The 16,353-nt window shown below is 64.8% G+C and carries 15 protein-coding genes; 5 read left to right on the top strand and 10 right to left on the bottom strand.

The annotated features are described in order from the left end of the window. Nucleotides 1-15: 15 nt before the first annotated feature. From BG457_RS05015 to BG457_RS04985, 7 genes are read right to left on the bottom strand one after another with little or no spacing between them, the layout of a single operon-like run. Nucleotides 16-1,104, bottom strand: coding sequence for a sulfite oxidase (locus BG457_RS05015; RefSeq protein ID WP_071795871.1), 1,089 nt, complete (start codon nt 1,102-1,104; stop codon nt 16-18). After that, nucleotides 1,104-1,769: a fumarate hydratase C-terminal domain-containing protein gene (locus BG457_RS05010; RefSeq protein WP_071795870.1), complete on the bottom strand. Its 666-nt coding sequence runs from the start codon at nt 1,767-1,769 to the stop codon at nt 1,104-1,106. Before BG457_RS05010 ends, BG457_RS05015 begins: the two co-directional genes overlap by 1 nt. After that, complete coding sequence (locus tag BG457_RS05005) at nt 1,766-2,728, bottom strand: fumarate hydratase (protein ID WP_071795869.1); 963 nt, start codon at nt 2,726-2,728, stop codon at nt 1,766-1,768. The genes BG457_RS05010 and BG457_RS05005 overlap by 4 nt, the downstream gene beginning before the upstream one ends. Then, the gene (locus BG457_RS05000; protein WP_139257552.1) at nt 2,725-4,485 is read right to left on the bottom strand and encodes an L-aspartate oxidase; all 1,761 of its coding nucleotides are present in this window, start codon (nt 4,483-4,485) and stop codon (nt 2,725-2,727) included. The genes BG457_RS05005 and BG457_RS05000 overlap by 4 nt, the downstream gene beginning before the upstream one ends. Nucleotides 4,486-4,488: 3 nt before the next feature. Next, entirely contained in the window at nt 4,489-4,830 is a 342-nt protein-coding gene (locus BG457_RS04995; protein WP_071795868.1) for a succinate dehydrogenase/fumarate reductase transmembrane subunit, read from the bottom strand. Further along, nucleotides 4,827-5,168, bottom strand: a complete 342-nt coding sequence (locus BG457_RS04990) for a succinate dehydrogenase (protein ID WP_071795867.1) — start codon at nt 5,166-5,168, stop codon at nt 4,827-4,829. Before BG457_RS04990 ends, BG457_RS04995 begins: the two co-directional genes overlap by 4 nt. Next, the gene (locus tag BG457_RS04985) at nt 5,165-5,899 is read right to left on the bottom strand and encodes a succinate dehydrogenase/fumarate reductase iron-sulfur subunit (protein WP_245770929.1); all 735 of its coding nucleotides are present in this window, start codon (nt 5,897-5,899) and stop codon (nt 5,165-5,167) included. Before BG457_RS04985 ends, BG457_RS04990 begins: the two co-directional genes overlap by 4 nt. A gap of 162 nt (nt 5,900-6,061) precedes the next feature. Between BG457_RS04985 and BG457_RS04980 the strand changes: the two genes are divergently transcribed. The 5 genes from BG457_RS04980 (at nt 6,062) to BG457_RS04960 (ending at nt 11,851) form a co-directional block, all read left to right on the top strand. Then, nucleotides 6,062-7,717 (top strand): thiamine pyrophosphate-binding protein, encoded by a 1,656-nt coding sequence (locus tag BG457_RS04980; RefSeq protein WP_245770928.1) that lies wholly within the window; start codon nt 6,062-6,064, stop codon nt 7,715-7,717. Between the two features lie 124 nt (nt 7,718-7,841). After that, on the top strand, nt 7,842-8,822 hold the full coding sequence (locus BG457_RS04975) for a tripartite tricarboxylate transporter substrate binding protein (protein WP_071795864.1): 981 nt from the start codon (nt 7,842-7,844) through the stop codon (nt 8,820-8,822). A gap of 95 nt (nt 8,823-8,917) precedes the next feature. After that, nucleotides 8,918-9,409 (top strand): tripartite tricarboxylate transporter TctB family protein, encoded by a 492-nt coding sequence (locus BG457_RS04970; protein ID WP_071795863.1) that lies wholly within the window; start codon nt 8,918-8,920, stop codon nt 9,407-9,409. Next, complete coding sequence (locus BG457_RS04965) at nt 9,406-10,941, top strand: tripartite tricarboxylate transporter permease (RefSeq protein WP_071795862.1); 1,536 nt, start codon at nt 9,406-9,408, stop codon at nt 10,939-10,941. The genes BG457_RS04970 and BG457_RS04965 overlap by 4 nt, the downstream gene beginning before the upstream one ends. Nucleotides 10,942-10,951: 10 nt before the next feature. Next, entirely contained in the window at nt 10,952-11,851 is a 900-nt protein-coding gene (locus tag BG457_RS04960) for a LysR family transcriptional regulator (protein ID WP_071795861.1), read from the top strand. Here BG457_RS04960 and BG457_RS04955 read toward each other — a convergent pair. Genes BG457_RS04955 through BG457_RS04945 form a run of 3 tightly spaced genes read right to left on the bottom strand, consistent with a single transcriptional unit; the run spans nt 11,836 to nt 16,335 of the window. After that, nucleotides 11,836-13,953, bottom strand: a complete 2,118-nt coding sequence (locus tag BG457_RS04955) for an acetate--CoA ligase family protein (protein WP_071795860.1) — start codon at nt 13,951-13,953, stop codon at nt 11,836-11,838. The genes BG457_RS04960 and BG457_RS04955 overlap by 16 nt on opposite strands. Continuing rightward, nucleotides 13,950-15,131, bottom strand: coding sequence for an acyl-CoA dehydrogenase (locus BG457_RS04950; RefSeq protein ID WP_071795859.1), 1,182 nt, complete (start codon nt 15,129-15,131; stop codon nt 13,950-13,952). Before BG457_RS04950 ends, BG457_RS04955 begins: the two co-directional genes overlap by 4 nt. Further along, nucleotides 15,121-16,335, bottom strand: coding sequence for an acetyl-CoA C-acyltransferase (locus BG457_RS04945; RefSeq protein WP_071795858.1), 1,215 nt, complete (start codon nt 16,333-16,335; stop codon nt 15,121-15,123). Before BG457_RS04945 ends, BG457_RS04950 begins: the two co-directional genes overlap by 11 nt. Nucleotides 16,336-16,353 lie beyond the last annotated feature (18 nt).

The following is a 16,353-nucleotide window of genomic DNA, read 5'->3' as shown; positions in this document are numbered from 1 at the left end:
AGCACGCACCCTACGTCAGGCGACGTGGACTCTGACCCGCTGCACCACGTTATTCGCGAACCCGCCGGTGTTGTACCCCGCCACCAGCGGCTGCGTATTCCCCTCGGCATCGGTCGCCCGACAAGCCAGGTCATGCGCGCCCGGTGTTGCCTCCCAGTCGGCACGCCAGCCGGTCCAGGCATAGGTATCCGCACGCCCGGTCAGCTCGGCCTCATGCCATTCCCCGTCCAGCAGAACCTCGACCCGCGCAATCGGCACGCCTGCGCCGGACCATGCGCGCCCTTCAAGCGTGACGCGCCCGGCCTCCAGCATCCGCGCGCGGGTGAACCAGTCGGGCAGGCCGGGGGGCTTCATCAGCGATTTGACATGGATACGGTTCACCGGCGTACCGGGGTCATCGTCATGGGCGCGGAAACGATAGGTCTCGACTTGTTGAAAGCCGGTGTATCGGCTCTCCAGCGCTGCGATCTTCGTCAGCCATTTGACCGAGGCCATGCCATACCAGCCCGGCACGATGAGGCGCAGCGGCGCGCCATGCTGGGGCAGAAGCGGCGCGCCATTCATCCCCCAGACCAGCATCACATCCAGTTCCGCCAGTTCCGCAGGCGTCAGGCTGCGCCCGTAGTGATGCGGTACGCCCTTGTCATAGCCGAAATCCGCGCCGATAAAGGCGAAATCCTGTACGCTGTCTTTCGGCCCCGCGCGTGTCATCAGCGGCGCAAGCGGTGTGCCGGTCCATTCCGAGGTGCCGATGGCCTCATAGATCCATGGCATCGACAGCGGGCGCGGATCCATGCCCGCGCGGCCGTTCCCGGCGCATTCCATCGTCACGGGCCGGGTGATTTGCGGCTGGGCCATGATCTCGGCCAGCGTCAGGCTGTAGGGTGCGTGAAACGCACCTTCCAGTGTCAGGCTATGCTGGTCCGGCGCGATCACAGGCACGTCGAAATGATTGAGCAGGTAATGCGTGCCGGTGGGGGTGATGTCGCAGGACAGAAGCTCCAGCAGCGCGCCGGAATTGCGATTGGCCAGCCCCAGCTCGTCGCGGGTGAATTCGGGCCGCTCATCGCGGGCGGCATCGGGCTGGAACGGGTTGTCCTGCATCAGATCACCTCCTCAGAGCGATCATCGCTTTCGCCATAGCGTTTCAGCACCGCCGGTTTCGTGCCTTCATAGACGCGGGCGATATTCTCTGCGATTTTCGCATTCTCGCGCTCGAACAGGCAATCCCCGTTCAGGTCGGACGCCACGATGAAGGGTCCCATCCGGTTGCAGCGGATCACCCACATGGCTTGCGCAAGGCCCAGCTCCTCGTTCCAGTGGACGGCCTCGACCTTCTCGACCCCGCGTCCCAGCAATGCGCCGGTGCCATAGCCCACAGTTGACAGATAGACCGCGCCATTGGGGACGAAATACTCCTTGTAGTCCTTGGATGTCATGCCCCCCTTGCCGATGATCAGCTTCGCGCCGGTCTTCTCCATCCATTCGGGCAGCCATTTGGCAAAGCGGAAGGAGGCCGTGGCCGTGACCGCGCCCATATCGAATGATCCATCCCCATTGATGCGCGCGGCAGGCGAGCAATGGAAATTCGCCGCACTTTCCGCGGGCAGTTCCATCGGGATATTGGCCTGTTCTTCCAGCGCGCGCATATAGACGCCCTCGCGCGCGGTGTAGATCAGCCCGTCCAGATAGACGATATCGCCAAGGCGCAGCGCGGCGATTTCTTCGGGGGTCGGCGTGGTCGAGAGGCGGATTTCGCGGATGCTCATTCTGCGGCCTCCTTTGCCGCGTCCCAATCGACCGTCTCACGGCGCTGATAATCGGTGAACCAGTCGGGATCGGTGCGATGCTCGACGCGGCCATCAGGATAGAGCCGCGCAACCGCCCGGCGCGAGGACAGGCAGAAGGCATGGACCGACATCGGCATCCCGCCGGTGTGGCAATAGCCCACTTCGATATTGCACTGGATCACCATGTTCTTGCCGACAAATCCCATTGCGCCCATGCCGATGGAATTGCCCAATTCCTTGAACTCCTCCTCCATCGCGGCAATACGCGGGTCGGAATTGCGGCTGCCCACAGTGCGCAGGACCGAGGCGCGTTTGCCAAGGCTCATGCAGATATCCTTGGACCCGCCGAGGCCGATGCCGATGATCGCAGGCTGGCAGGCAAGACCCCGTTTGCCGAAGGCCATCAGACTGTCGAGATAGAAGCGCTTGATCCCCTGCACCCCGTCCGAGGGAAAGAGCATCCGGTAATCGGTGCCGAAAAGGCCGCCTTTGTGGACCGTGATCAGGTCGATCCAGTCGCCCTGCGGTTCAAACCCGTATTCGATCTCGGGCGCGCCGATGCCCACATTGTTGTTGTGATCGGTGCGCCAGAGCGGGTGCACGCGGTTGGGGCGCAGCGGCACGTCGAAAGTGGCCTTGGCAGTGGCGCGGCGGAGCGCGGCTTCCAGCGCGACCATGCCGCCCTCGACTCTCGCCTCGTTGCCGAGTTTCACGAACCAGCGCGGCACGCCGGTGTCGCCGCACATGGCGCTGCGGTCCTGTTTCGCGGCCTCGTAGTTTTCCAGCATGGCTTTCAGGACGAAAGAGGACAGATCGCCCTCTTCGGTATCGGCGGCGCGTTTGAGGCCGTCGAGGTAGTCCTCGGGGATATCGATGGCGGCTTTCGCCATCAGATCTTCCGCCGTGCGCTGGATCAGGGAGAGGGGAATTTGTGTCATTGCGCGGCCACCAGTGTTTCGGGTTCATGGGCGGGCAGAATCGTTTCGCCGGGGCGGACGATGGTGAATTGGACGGGCGCGCGCGTGACCTCAACGGTCCCTGTCTGGCGCGCGACCGTGAAATAGCTGTCTTCCAGCGCACCGGGCTCGGGGTGATCCTCGCGGAAATGCGCGCCGCGGGAATTGTCGCGCGCGAGCGCGGCTTTGGCAATCACTTCGGAAATATCGCAGAGCGAGCGCAGGTTCAGCCAGTCATGCCAGGTCAGGTTGAAGGCGAGATTATCGGGCGCAACGCCCAGATCCATCAGTGCGTCCGAGACCTGCGCGATGCCGCTCAGACCCCGCTGCAAGCCTGCCTCGTTGCGCATGACGCCCACATCTTCCCACATCACAGTCTGCAACTGCGCGCGCAGCGGTTGCACAAAATCCGGCTTGCGGGTCAGCGGGTGGCAGGCGCGGGCCAGTTCCGCCTCCAGCACCGTCTCATCGGGTTCGCGCAGCGCGCCCATGCGGCGAATGTCGCGGCCCATCACATCGCCCGCGATGCCACCGTAAACGGTGGAATTCGCGACCCCATTGCCGCCCAGACGGTTCGAGCCATGTGCGCCGCCAGCATCCTCGCCCGCGACATAGAGGCCCTCAAGGTCGGTGCGCGTGTCCACATCGACCACGACCCCGCCCATGAAGTAATGCGCGGTCGGCACCACCTCGACCTTGCCTGCGGCGAGGTCAAACCCGCTATCGGCGCAGCGCTTGACCATGCCCGAGAATTTCTTGCGCACATTCTCGGGGCCAAGATGTGCCATCGAGATGAACACGCCTTCCTGCTCGGGATTGTTGTTCTTGCGCATCTCGGCATAGATACCGCGGCTGACCACATCGCGCGTGGCGCGCTCGCCCTTGGCGTCATAGTCGAACATGAAACGCTGGCCGGCATGGTTAATGAGTTGCCCGCCCGCGCCGCGCAACCCTTCCTCCAGCACTGTGCCCGTCATGCGGGTGTGATCGCCCGCGAGCAGCCCTGTGGGGTGAAACTGCACCATCTCCATATCGCGCAGCGGCAGACCTGCGCGCAGCGCCATCGCCAGCCCGTCCATGGTCTTGTCACCGCTCGGCGTGTGGTATTTGTACATGGTTGGCCCGCCGCCTGTGGCCATCAGCACGGTTTTCGCGCGCACGAAACGGAAGCGGCCAGTGCGCATGTCGATCATCAGCACGCCGGACAGGGCAGAGCCGTCCTTGGTGGGGATCAGCCCGATGGCGCGGTGTTCCTGCAATTTCTCGACAGGGCGCGACAGCACGGTTTCCATCAGCCGGTTGATGATCTCGATGCCCGTCAGATCGCCCTTGTGCACGGTCCGGTCGGCGGTCTGGCCTGCAAAAGCCTTCTGATGCAGTGTGCCGTCCGGGTTGCGGTCGAAGAAGCAGCCGAGTTCGTTCTCCAACTCGCGGATGCGCACCACCGCCTGTTCGCAGAGCCGCCAGGCCATGTCCTGATTGGGCAGCCATTTGCCGCCCTGAATCGTGTCCATGAAATGCCGCTCGACCGTGTCGCCGCCGCCAAGGGCCACATTATAGCCGCCCTGCACCATGCGGGTGCAGCCGCATTTGCCGATCAGCCCCTTGACCGCGATGGACACGCGCGTGCCGGGCGGCGCGGATTGCAGCGCGTGCAGCGCGCCAAAGAGGCCCGCGCCCCCGGTGCCGAGGATCAGGATATCGGTGTCGTGGCGGTCGATGTTTCTCAAGGTGAACATGGATCAGATCGCCCGTAACAGGAAAGTGGTGGAAATCAGGAAGGCCCCGGCAAGGCTGGCGGCGGCCCATGTTTTCTGCGCTGCGGACCAAGGCAGCCATTCCAGCGCCATCAGTCGCAACCCGCCGAAGAAATGCACCGCCAGCAGGAAGACCAGACCGAATTCGGCCAGTTTCACCAGCGGATAATCGGTCAGGCGCAGGAAAGCGTCGAGCCGGGCCGTGTCCGTCAAGGCCAGTGACAGCACATAGAAATGCGCGGGCAGGAAAAGCGCGAGGCCAAGCCCGGACAGACGGTGCAGGATATAGGCCAGCCAGAGCGGGTGGGCGCGGGGGATAGCCTTCATGCGGCACCTGTTGCGGTTACGGCATAGACCGCCTGTGCACCCATCGCGAAGAGGATCGCGCCGATGGCCAGCGCCGTGATGTTCAGCGCGCTCCCACGCAGGCCCGCCCATTCCGACAGGATCGTGCGTAATCCGATCGCGGCATGGATGGATACCGCGACCACGAACATGCCGTAGAACAGGAACCAGAATACCGAGCCTTGCGTGCGGCCAAGGATTTCAGCGGCGCTCAGCCCGCCCTGAATGGCGTAGATCATCACGCCGATATGCACGAGCACGAAAGGCGCCATCACCAGCGCGCTGAGGCGTTGCGCCATATAGAGGTGAAATTCGCTCATCCTTTGCCCTTTCCGAAAAACCGCCGGGTCGCGGCACGCTTCAGCCCCGCAATGGCCGAGAGCGGATCGAGGCCGTTCGGGCAATAGGCGGTGCAGGAGCCCATCGAATGGCAGGACTGGCAGCCGCCCGTGCCGGTCACCGCGTCCAGAATCGCGCCGTGCGCGCCGTCCCTGCTGTCATTGTAGAGCGTCCAGGCGCGTTGCAGGGCGGCGGGGCCAAGGTAATCGGGGTTGTTGGCCACTGTATCACAGGCCGCGTAGCACACGGCACAATTGATGCATTCGATCCCGGCGCTGGCGGTGACACGTTCCGGCGCGTCGGGGTCGATAGGGGCAATCGGGTCGTCGCGGCTGGCCGTGGGGTGGTGGAGCGCCTCTGCCGACACCCATTTGTCGAAGAACGGGTCCATATCGGCGGCCAGATCCTTGATCACGGGCAGGCTGCGCAGCGGGGCGAGTTCCATCGCGCCGTCCTGCAAGACCTTGCTGACATGGGTGCGGCAGGTCCAGCGCGGCACGCCATTGACCATCATCGCGCAAGAGCCGCACATACCGACACGGCAGGCAAAACGGTAGGTCAGGGTCGGATCGGCATTCTGCTGAATCCATGAGACCACATCCAGAACGGTCTGACTGCCATAGGCGGGCACCTGAAATTGCTGCTTGCGCCCCGGCCCCTCCGGCCCGCCGCGCTGCACGGTCACTGTGACCTGCGGTCCTTTGGTGCTCACCTTTGGCCCTCTCGGCTCAATTGTCATTGCACGTCCTGTCGCGGCGATGCGGCGACTCTGATTGGCCTTAAGCAAACCACTAACGAAAAAAAACTTCAATAAGAAAAATATTACTTGAAAAAAATTCATTCTATTTGCAGAGTGGCGTCAGGAGGAGCTTTCGTGAGGGATACAGTTTCCATGACAGGGGCAGAGGCGCTGGTCGATGCGTTGCAGCGCGCCGGGGTGCGGTGCATTTTCTCGCTTTCGGGCAATCAGATCATGCGGGTCTATGATGCGCTTCTGGGGCGCGATATCCGGCTGGTCCATGTCCGGCACGAGGCCGCTGCGGTCTATGCGGCCGAAGCTTATGCGCAATTGACGGGCGAAATCGGCGTGGCGCTGGTGACGGCGGGGGCGGGTTTCGGCAATGCGCTGGGCGCGCTGATTTCGGCGCAATCCTCGGAAACGCCGGTGTTGCTGCTGAGCGGGGATTCGCCGCGCGGGCAGGAAGGGATGGGCGCGTTTCAGGAACTCGATCAATGCACGATGTCCGCGCCTGTGACCAAGGCCAGCCTGCGGGCAGGATCAGCGGATGCGCTGCCGGGCGAGGCGGCGGGGCTGATCCGCACCGCGCTTGCCGGGCGTCCGGGGCCGGTGCATCTGGCGCTGCCTGCGGATGTGCTGACGGATACATTGACGGCGCGGACGGATCTGGATTTCGCGCCGCTTGTGCAGGCGTTGGATGCCGGTGATCTGGTGGCATTGCGGGGCTTTCTGGACGAGGCCGCGCGGCCCCTGATCCTGACCGGACCGGCGCTGTCAAACACGCGCACGAACGGCGCATTGGCGCGGGCGCAGGCGGCGCTGAATGCGCCGGTGTTGTGCATGGAAAGCCCGCGCGGGCTGCGCGATCCGGCGCTGGGGGCGCTGGTCGATGTGACGCGGCAGGCGGACCGGATCGTGCTCTTGGGCAAGCAGGGCGATTTCACCACCGGGTTTCTGGGGCAGGGCATGGGCGGGGCCGGAACGCGCTTCGCCGTGATCGACCCGGAAGAGGCGGCGATTTCCCGCGCCCGCGCGCGGCAAGGGCTGCGGGTGCAGATTGCAGCCCTTGCCGACAGCCTGCCGGTGCTTCTGGCGCTGACTGACGGGACCACGGCCCCGGAGCGCGCCGAGTGGATGCGCGAGGCCGCGCGCGCCACTCTAGCGCGCGCCGAAGTTGCGCAGGGCGCGCTGGCCGATCCTGAGGGGCTGCACCCTGCCGCAGTGGGGGCCGCAGTCGGGGCGATCCTGCGCGACCATCCCGAGGCGGTGTTCATCTCGGACGGGGGCGAGTTCGGCCAGTGGATGCAGGCGATCCCGCATGTTGGGTCGCGCGTGATCAACGGGGTGTCGGGCGCGATTGGCGCGGCCCCGGCCTATGCGATTGCAGCCAGTATCGCGCGGCCCGATGTGCCGGTGATTGCGGCCATGGGCGACGGGACCGCCGGGTTTCTGCTGGCGGAATACGAGACTGCAGCGCGGGAAGGGGCGCGGTTCATCGCGGTGATCGGCAATGATTCGTGCTGGAATGCCGAGCATCAGATCCAGATCCGCGAATTCGGGCCGGGGCGCACGCATAGCTGCACCCTGTCGCATCTCGCGCGCTATGACGAGGCCGCGCGCGGTCTGGGGGCGGCGGGTTTTCTGGCGGCGGATGGCACGCCCGAGACGCTGGCGCAGGTGCTGGAGGAAGCACAGCGCGCCCGTGGTCCGGTCTGCGTGAATGTCCGTATCCGGCCTGCGCCCGCGCCGGTCGTGGCCAGCCGATCATCACAGGCCGCCGCAGTGCACTGAGCGGCGATTGTGCCAGAATGACCCTCAGTAGGGCGTAAACTGGACTTTGACCAAGGGCCCGCTGCGGGCTTCAATCACCACCAGCCGGGGCAACCGGCAGCAGTTGAAAACGGGAGGAAAGACAATGAAAAAGACCCTGATCGCGCTGACCCTCGGGACAGCCACGGCGGCGCTGGCCGCGCCTGCACTGGCCGAGTATCCGACACGACCGATCCAGATGCTGATCCCCTATGGCCCCGGCGGCGCAACCGATCTGTCGGCCCGCGCGCTGGCCACCGCATTGACCCCTATCGTGCCGCAGCCTGTGGTCGTGTCAAACCGGGCTGGTGCTGGCGGCACAACAGGTTCGGTCGCTGTGCGTGACGCAGATGCGGATGGCTATACGCTCCTGTTCGCGCGGGTGGGCTCACATACCGTCAACCCGGCCATGAACCCCAATCTGCCCTTCAACATCGACGAGTTCAGCTATCTCGGGATCTACGAGATCAACCCGGTGGCCTGCGTCGTCAACTCGAATTCCGGCATCACCTCTATTGACGATCTGATCGCCAAGGTGAACGACAATCCCGGCACCGTCCTGTTCAGTTCCGCCGGGGTCGGTACCTTGCCGCATTTCGGTGCGCTGATGGTGCTCGATGCCTATGGCATCACCGATCTGGCCGAGAATGTCATCCATATCCCGACCGAGGGCGATGGGCAGGCGCTGACGGCGGTGCTGCAGGGCACGTCGGATTTCTATTGCGGCAGCACTTCGCCCGCCGCGCCCTTTGTCCAGAGCGGGCAGATGGTGCCGTTGCTGGTGACATCTGCGGAGCGCATTGACGGGTTCGATGCGCCCACAGTCGATGAGTTGGGCAAGCCCGAACTGCAAGCCTTGGTCGGCTGGACCGGCATTGCCGGACCCGCAGGGCTGAGTGATGAGGTCACAGAGCGTTGGGGCGAATGGCTGTCTGCTGCCGCTCAGGATGAGTCCTTCATGAATTTCATGACTTCGGGTGGCTCTGTGGTCCAGGTAATGTCGCCGGAAGAGTCAGTTACGTTCATCAATGACGCTTATGAGGTGTTCCGCAGACTGGTGATCGAACTCGATCTGGAAATCGACTGACACGTGACCTGCCTGTGGCCCGCATCCAGTGGGCCACAGCTCTGGGTTCGTCCCGACCGGGCCGGCACAGATACAGCGGCTGAAACGGAGTCTCCATGCTGTCGCGACGCGATGAAATCCTTGTTGGTCTGGGTGTGACCCTGCTGGCCGCCCTGACTTTGTGGTGGTTGATCCCGGCCTATGTCGTAATCCCGCGACGGGTGCCGATCAAGGCGCTCTCGCCCGCATTCTGGCCCATGGTCATCGGCTGGGTCATGCTGATCTGCGGTCTGGCGGTGGTGATCCGTGCGGCCATGGCCCCGCCGCCGCCCGATGCGATTGCCGATGATCTGCGCGTCTCGCGTCCCGAAGCCATGCGCATGGGCGCGCTGGCCGTGCTTCTGATTGCGGGGTTTTATTCGCTGCGGACCGTCGGCATGGTCTGGACCTCGATGGTGCTTTTTGTGGCGCTGGTGTTTCTGACCGGCAGCAAACACCGCGTCCTGGGCGTGGTCGCGGCCATCCTGTTGCCGCTGGCGCTCTATTTCTTCTTCACCAAAGTTGCCGGGGTCGCGATCCCGCAAGGCAGGATAGTGAGATTGCCATGACATTCATGGAGGCTTTGGCCGCCGGATTCACGCTGGTTGCGCAATGGGAAAGCATCGCCTTTCTGGCGTTGGGTGTCACCATCGGGGTGATCGCGGGCGCAATCCCCGGCATGTCGGCCACGATGGCCGTGGCGCTGACCCTGCCCTTCACCTTCGCATTGCAGCCGATTTTCGGGATCCTGCTGCTGCTGGGGGTCTATAAGGGCGGCATTTTCGGCGGCTCGATCCCGGCCATCCTGATCAAGACACCGGGCACGCCTGCTTCCTCGGCCACAGCGCTGGACGGCTATCCGATGGCTGAACAGGGCCGCGCGGGCGAGGCGTTGAGCATGTCGCTCTATGCCTCCTGCATCGCGGATTTCATCTCGAATATCGCGCTGATCCTGTTCGCCGCCTGGCTTGCGTCCTTCGCACTGAATTTCGGCCCGCCCGAGATGTTCACGCTGATCGTGTTCTCGTTGACCATTATTGCGGGCGTGTCGGGTGACAGTCTGGTGAAGGGCATCATTGCGGCAACGCTGGGGCTCTTGCTGGCCACGATCGGGCTGGATTTCATCGGCGGGACCGAGCGCTTCACCTTCGGTTCGGTCGATATGCGCGGGGGGCTGAATTTCGTGGCCGTGCTGATCGGGCTCTTCGCGCTGCCCGAGATCATCGCCTATATCCGCAACCCCGAAGCCAAGAAACACCGGGTGCGCGGCATGGGCTATTCGCGACTGAAATGGCCCGATTTCCGCCGCTCGCTGAAATCCATTTTCCGGGGCAGCGCGATTGGCGTGTTTCTGGGGGCGATCCCCGGTATCGGCGCGGCCCCGTCGGCGTTTCTGTCCTATTCGGAAGCGCGCCGGGCCTCGCCCCAGCGCGAGAATTTCGGCAAGGGCGAGGTCGAGGGCGTCGCAGCAGCCGAAGCCGGCAATAACGGGGTGGCGGGGGCCACGCTGATCCCGCTTCTGTCGCTGGGTATTCCGGGCGATGTGATCACGGCGATCATCATCGGCGCCTTCATGGTGCATAACCTGACGCCGGGGCCGCTGCTCTTCGTGAACAATGCCGATATTGTCTATGCGCTGTTCATCGGGCTGATCGCCAGTTCCTTCCTGCTGTTGATCGTGGGGGCGGTGGCGATCCGGGCGTTTCGCTATATTGCCGATATCCCGTCGGATCTGCTGTTTCCCGGCGTGCTGGTGCTGTGCATCTTCGGGGTCTATGCTATCAACAACTCGATTTTCGATGTTGCTGTGATGCTGGTCATGGGGGTTGTGGGCTATATCATGCTTTTGCTGCGCTTCCCTGCGGCCCCGTTCCTGATTGCCTTCATCCTTGGTCCAATGCTGGAAAACAGTTTCCGGCAGGCGCTCTTGATGTCGCGCGGCAATCTGGAGATTTTCGTGCGCGGGCCGATCACGATCCTGTTCTGGTGCCTGACGATCCTGTCGGTGGTAATGATCATCCGCGCCACCATGCGCGCCGCGCGGCTGAAACGGGAAGCGGCCAGATCGGCATCGCGGGTTGCTGCAGAACCCAAGGCATGAGGGGCGCGCGATGGATGTGAAATCGCTCTATACATTCATCGCAGTGGTGGATCACGGCAGTTTCGCCCTGGCCGCAGAGGCGCTGGATCTGTCCGCTTCGGCGATCAGCGTGCAGATGCGCGGGCTGGAAGAGGATGTGGATATGCGCCTTTTCGACCGCTCGCGCCGCCCGCCGGTGCTGACGCAGGAGGGGCGGGATTTCGCGCTGCGTGCGCGCGAGGTGATCGCGATCTGGGAGGATCTCTCGGACAGTCTGCGGCGTGATAACAATGCGGGCAAGCTGCGTATCGGCGCGGTGCATACGGCGGTGTCGACCATTCTGCCGCCCGCGCTACTGTATCTGCGCGAAACTCAGCCCAGTCTGGAAATCCGCCTGACAACGGGGCTCGCGCATGATCTGGAAGCGGCGTTGCGGGCTGGTCTGATCGATGTGGCGCTGACCACTGGTGCGGCCGAGCCGGTGCCGGGGCTGATCTTTCGCACCATTGCCGAGCAGCCGCTGGTGGTGCTGGCCCATCCCACCGCCGCCGGGACGGATTTCCGCGACATTCTGCGCCGTAATCCCTATGTGCGCTTCTCGCGCAATGCCCGCGTCGGCAGCATGGTCGAACGCGCCTTCGAGACTGAGGGGATCACCGTCCAATCCGCGATGGAGGTTGACACGCAGGACGGGGTGCTGGCGCTGGTCGCGGCGGGTCTGGGCGTGTCGGTGGTGCCCGACAATCCCGGTTTTCGTGCACAGGGCTTCCGGGTCGAGCCCCTGGGCGATCCGGCGCCGCGCCGTCTGCTGGGGCTGATGTTCGATCCCGGCTCGCCCCGGCGGCGCTTCTGCGACCTGCTGGAAGTGCAGTTGCGCCGCATCGCGCGCGAGGCGGGGATGGATGTGCCCGAGGATCAGACCCCGGCCTGATCCGGGCCGGAATGGGTGAGAAGCAGCCAATCGACCGCGATCACGCCCTCTGACCCGGCCAGAACCGGGTTCAGATCTAGCGTGGCGATCCGGCCCGCATTGGCGGCGGCAAAGCGCGAAACCTCTGAAATCAGGGCGCAGAGCGCGTCGCGATCCACAGGCGCGGCCCCGCGCACCCCGTCCAGAAGCGCGCGGCCCTTCAGCCGCTCCAGCATCGCGCGCGCCTGCGCCTGCGTCACCGGGGCTTTGGCAAAGACCACATCGGACAGCACCTCGACCAGCACGCCGCCGAAACCCACCATGACCACCGGGCCGAAGACCGGATCATCCTGCACGCCGAGCACCAACTCGACGCTGCCGCGCCCCGTGGCCTGCACGATCACGCCGCTGATCCGGGCGTCGGGCGCATGCGAGGCCGCATTGGCCATGATCTGCGCATGGGCGGCGCGCAACGCTGTTTCATTGGCCAGACCCACGGCGACCCCGCCGGTTTCGGTCTTGTGCAATATGTCGGGGGATTCGATTTTCAGGACCACCGGCCAGCCAAGGTCTTGCGCGGCGGTCACGGCCTCGTCCGCGGTTCGGGCCAGACGTGTCGGCACCAAGGGCAGGGCGGCCAGATGCGCGGCGGCCTGCATCGTGGGCAAGACGCCCCCCGTGCAGGGCAGGCTTGGCGCGGGCAGATCGGCCATCAGCGCCGCGCGGGCGCTTGCATCCATCGCCCATGCGCGCTGCGCCGCGCGCCAGTCGGTCATTGCGGCCACGGCCTCAATCGCGGGGTCTGCGCCCCGGAAACAGGCGATGCCCAGATCGCGCAGCGCCGCAAGGCCCGCATCGGGGGCCGCCACCCAGGCCACGACAAAGGGCTTTTCGACCGTATCGCGGATTTCGCGGAAGGTCTGGGTCAGCTTGTCCACAAACCCCTCCATCAGTTGCAGCCAGATCACCGCCACATCGACACCGGGATCAGCCAGGACAGAGCAGACGGACTCGCGCAGCATGCCGGGATCGGCGATGAATTGCGCGGTCACATCGACCGGATTGCCGGTCGCCGCAAAAGCGGGCAGCACGTCGCGCAGCCGCGCGACAGTGGCAGGCGAAAGCTCGGCCACAGTCAGGCCCAGTTCCTCGGCCCGGTCGCTCATCAGCACCCCTGCACCGCCCGATTGGGTGACGATGGCGATATTCGGCCCCTCGGGCGGGCGGGTCGTCGCAAAAGCATCGACGATATCGAGCATCGATTCCTCGTTGCGCGCGCGGATCACGCCGAATTGCCGCGCCACCCCGTCAAACACTGCATCCGCGCCTGCCAGCGCGCCGGTATGGCTGGCCGCCGCTTTCGCACCTGCGCCAAGCCGGCCCACCTTGGTCATGACCAGCGGTTTGCCTGCATCCATGGCCTGTGCCGCGACCTGCGCGAAGCCCGCGCCGTCGCTGACCCCTTCCAGATAGCCCGCGCCGACCATGACGCGCGGATCGGCCAGCACATGCGCCATGCAATCCGAGAAGGTCACATCGCGTTCATTGCCGGTGTTGATGAAATAGCCCAGACCCATGCCGCGTTTGCGGGCAAGGGCAGCAATCGCGGTGCCAAACGCGCCGGACTGGCTGACAAAGCCCACCGGGCCGGACAGGGTTTGCCCCATGCCGTATTGGGTGAAGGTCGCATAGACCTTCTCGAACGCGTTGATCAGCCCCAGCGTGTTCGGGCCACACAGGCGCAGCCCCGCTGCGCGGGCGGTTGCGATCAACTCATCCTCCAGCGCGCGGCCCTCGGCCCCCATCTCGCCAAAGCCGGAACTGAAGACGATGGCGGAGCGCACGCCCGCGCGCCCGCAGGCGACGATTTGCGCGGTCACATCGCGGGCGGGGACCGCGATCACGGCAAGGTCAATTTCCTCCGCGACCGCCGCGATGGACGGGAAGCAGGGCCAGCCGCCGACATCCGAATATTTCGGGTTGATCGGGTAGATCTGGCCCGGATAGCCCTTCTCAACCAGGAATTTCATCACCCGCCCATTGAGCTTGTTGAAATCCTGCGAAACGCCGATGATCGCGATGGAGCGCGGGGCCAGAAGCGCTGTGATGGCGGGATCTGTCATGCGGAAAATGCCCTTATGCCGGTCTGCGCGGCGCCCAGCACCAGCGCGTGAATGTCAGCCGTGCCTTCCAGCGTGTTCTCGACTTCGAGATTCAGCATGTGGCGCACGACATGGTAGGTGTCGGAAATGCCGTTGCCACCATGCATCTCGCGCGCCATGCGCGTCACATCCAGCGCCCGGCGGGCAGAGGCGCGTTTGACAAGGCTGATCATCTCGGGCGTGGCAAGTCCTGCATCCTGCAGACGTGACAGGCGCAGGGTTGCCAGCAGCGAGAGCGTGATTTCGGTCTGCATCTCTGCCAGTTTTGCCTGAACCAGCTGATTCGCGGCCAGTGGCCTGCCGAATTGTTCGCGCGCCAGCACATAATCGCGCGTCGCCTGCCAGCAGAATTCCGCCGCCCCCAGCGCGCCCCAGGCAATCGCCAGCCGCGCGCGGTTCAGGCAATAGAGCGGCGCTTTCAAGCCCTTTGCAGCGGGCAGGCGGTTTTCCGATGGGACGAAAACATCCGTCATCGAAACCTCGCCGGTGGGCGAGGCGCGGACCGAGAATTTGCCCTCGATCTTCGCGGTCGAAAGCCCCGCCATGCCGCGTTCCAGCAGGAAGCCGCCCACATGCCCGTCATCATCGCGTGCCCAGATGACAAACAGATCGGAAATCGGCGCATTGGTGATCCAGATCTTGTTGCCCGAGAGGCTATAGCCTCCCGGCACCGATTTCGCCCGCGCCCGCATCCGCGAGGGGTCAGAGCCCGCATCGGGTTCGGTCAGGCCAAAACAGCCAATCACCTGCCCGCGCGCAAGCGCAGGCAGGTAGCGGTCCTTTTGCGCCTCGGATCCGAATACATGGATCGGCGTCATCACCAGACCGCCCTGCACGCCGATGGCGGAACGAAACGCGGCATCCACCCGTTCCAGCTCGCGCGCGACCAGCCCGTAAGCGGTGTAGCTTGCGCCTGCGCAGCCATAGCCCTCTAGCTGCATCCCGAGAAAGCCCATCTCGCCCAGTTTCGGGAAAATCGCCGGGTCGAAATGTTCATGCCGATGCCAGTCGAGGATCAGCGGCATGAGTTCTCTCTGGGCGAAATCATGGGCGCTGTCACGGATCAGGCGTTCCTCGTCGCTCAAAAGATCCTCAAGGCGCAGCGGGTCGCGCCAGTCGAACTGTGCGTCACTGGCCATCGAGGAAGACCTCCAGCACAGCGGCGATGCCCTGACCCATGCCGATGCACATGGCGACCAGCGCGTAACGCCCGCCGCGGCGGCGGGTTTCATGGATTGCGTTCAAGAGGATGCGCGGGCCGGACGCGCCCAGCGGATGGCCAAGCGCAATCGCGCCGCCATTGGGGTTCACGCGCGGGTCGTCATCGGTCAGCGACAGCGCGCGCAGGCAGGCGAGGACTTGTGCCGCGAAAGCCTCGTTGATCTCGATGACCGTCATGTCACTCAGGCCAAGCCCCGACCGCGCAAGCGCCTTTTGCGAGGCGGGCACAGGGCCGATGCCCATGATGCGCGGCGCGACGCCGGCCACAGCGGTCGCAAGAATGCGCGCCATCGGGGCCATTCCGGCGGCCTCGCCCGCAGCGCGCGTGCCCATCATCAGCGCCACTGCCCCGTCATTCAGTCCCGAGGCATTGCCCGCCGTCGTCACCCCATCGGCATGGATCGCGCGCAGTTTGGCCAGCCCCTCGGCAGTCGTGTCGGGGCGGGGGTGTTCATCCGTGTCGATCACGCGATCCGGCTTGCCACGCGCGCCGGGCAGGGTGATGGGGATGAGTTCCGTCGCGAAATGTCCGGCCTGATGCGCGCGCGCCCAGCCCCGTTGCGAGCGCAGCGCGAAAGCGTCGGCCTCTTCGCGGGTGATGCCATGTTCCTGCGCCAGATTATCGGCGGTCTGGGGCATCGTATCGCGGCCAAATTCAGCGTCCAGCGCCGGGTTGGGGAAGCGCGCGCCCACGGCGCTGTCATACCAGACCAGATTGCGCGAAAACCCTGTCGCGTCCTTGCCGATGACAAAGGGCGAGCGGCTCATGCTTTCGACGCCACCCGATAGGATGACCGAGGCCTCGCCCGCGCTCAGGGCATGGGCGGCGCTTGCAATCGCGCCAAGGCCCGAGCCGCAATTGCGCTGGATCACAGTGCCCGGCACCTCGACCGGCAGACCGGCGCGCAGGGCGGCGTGGCGGGCGATGCAACGGCTGTCCTCGCCTGCCTGATTGGCGCAACCCAGAATCACATCGTCGATCTGGCCGGGGGGGAAGGCACTGCGCGCGAGTAGCGGCCTCAGAACTTCGGCCATCAGATCGTCGGGGCGGATGGTGGAGAGCGCGCCGCCAGAGCGGCCAAAAGGGCTGCGCAACCCGTCATAGATATAGGCGTCAAGCATGGGGCAGCGTCCTTTGCG

This window comes from Natronohydrobacter thiooxidans, assembly GCF_001884735.1.
Taxonomy (GTDB): domain Bacteria; phylum Pseudomonadota; class Alphaproteobacteria; order Rhodobacterales; family Rhodobacteraceae; genus Roseinatronobacter; species Roseinatronobacter thiooxidans_A.
Note: the sequence above shows the minus strand (reverse complement) of the source record. Positions and strands in the feature narration are given on the sequence as shown.

What these genes read in the sequence shown, in the direction of transcription:
- BG457_RS04970 (WP_071795863.1), top strand. Translation starts at nt 8,918, where the DNA reads ATGCTGTCGCGACGCGATGAAATCCTTGTTGGTCTGGGTGTGACCCTG.
- BG457_RS05000 (WP_139257552.1), bottom strand. Translation starts at nt 4,485, where the DNA reads ATGTTCACCTTGAGAAACATCGACCGCCACGACACCGATATCCTGATC.
- BG457_RS05015 (WP_071795871.1), bottom strand. Translation starts at nt 1,104, where the DNA reads ATGCAGGACAACCCGTTCCAGCCCGATGCCGCCCGCGATGAGCGGCCC.
- BG457_RS05010 (WP_071795870.1), bottom strand. Translation starts at nt 1,769, where the DNA reads ATGAGCATCCGCGAAATCCGCCTCTCGACCACGCCGACCCCCGAAGAA.
- BG457_RS04945 (WP_071795858.1), bottom strand. Translation starts at nt 16,335, where the DNA reads ATGCTTGACGCCTATATCTATGACGGGTTGCGCAGCCCTTTTGGCCGC.
- BG457_RS05005 (WP_071795869.1), bottom strand. Translation starts at nt 2,728, where the DNA reads ATGACACAAATTCCCCTCTCCCTGATCCAGCGCACGGCGGAAGATCTG.
- BG457_RS04965 (WP_071795862.1), top strand. Translation starts at nt 9,406, where the DNA reads ATGACATTCATGGAGGCTTTGGCCGCCGGATTCACGCTGGTTGCGCAA.
- BG457_RS04955 (WP_071795860.1), bottom strand. Translation starts at nt 13,953, where the DNA reads ATGACAGATCCCGCCATCACAGCGCTTCTGGCCCCGCGCTCCATCGCG.
- BG457_RS04960 (WP_071795861.1), top strand. Translation starts at nt 10,952, where the DNA reads ATGGATGTGAAATCGCTCTATACATTCATCGCAGTGGTGGATCACGGC.
- BG457_RS04995 (WP_071795868.1), bottom strand. Translation starts at nt 4,830, where the DNA reads ATGAAGGCTATCCCCCGCGCCCACCCGCTCTGGCTGGCCTATATCCTG.
- BG457_RS04950 (WP_071795859.1), bottom strand. Translation starts at nt 15,131, where the DNA reads ATGGCCAGTGACGCACAGTTCGACTGGCGCGACCCGCTGCGCCTTGAG.
- BG457_RS04990 (WP_071795867.1), bottom strand. Translation starts at nt 5,168, where the DNA reads ATGAGCGAATTTCACCTCTATATGGCGCAACGCCTCAGCGCGCTGGTG.
- BG457_RS04975 (WP_071795864.1), top strand. Translation starts at nt 7,842, where the DNA reads ATGAAAAAGACCCTGATCGCGCTGACCCTCGGGACAGCCACGGCGGCG.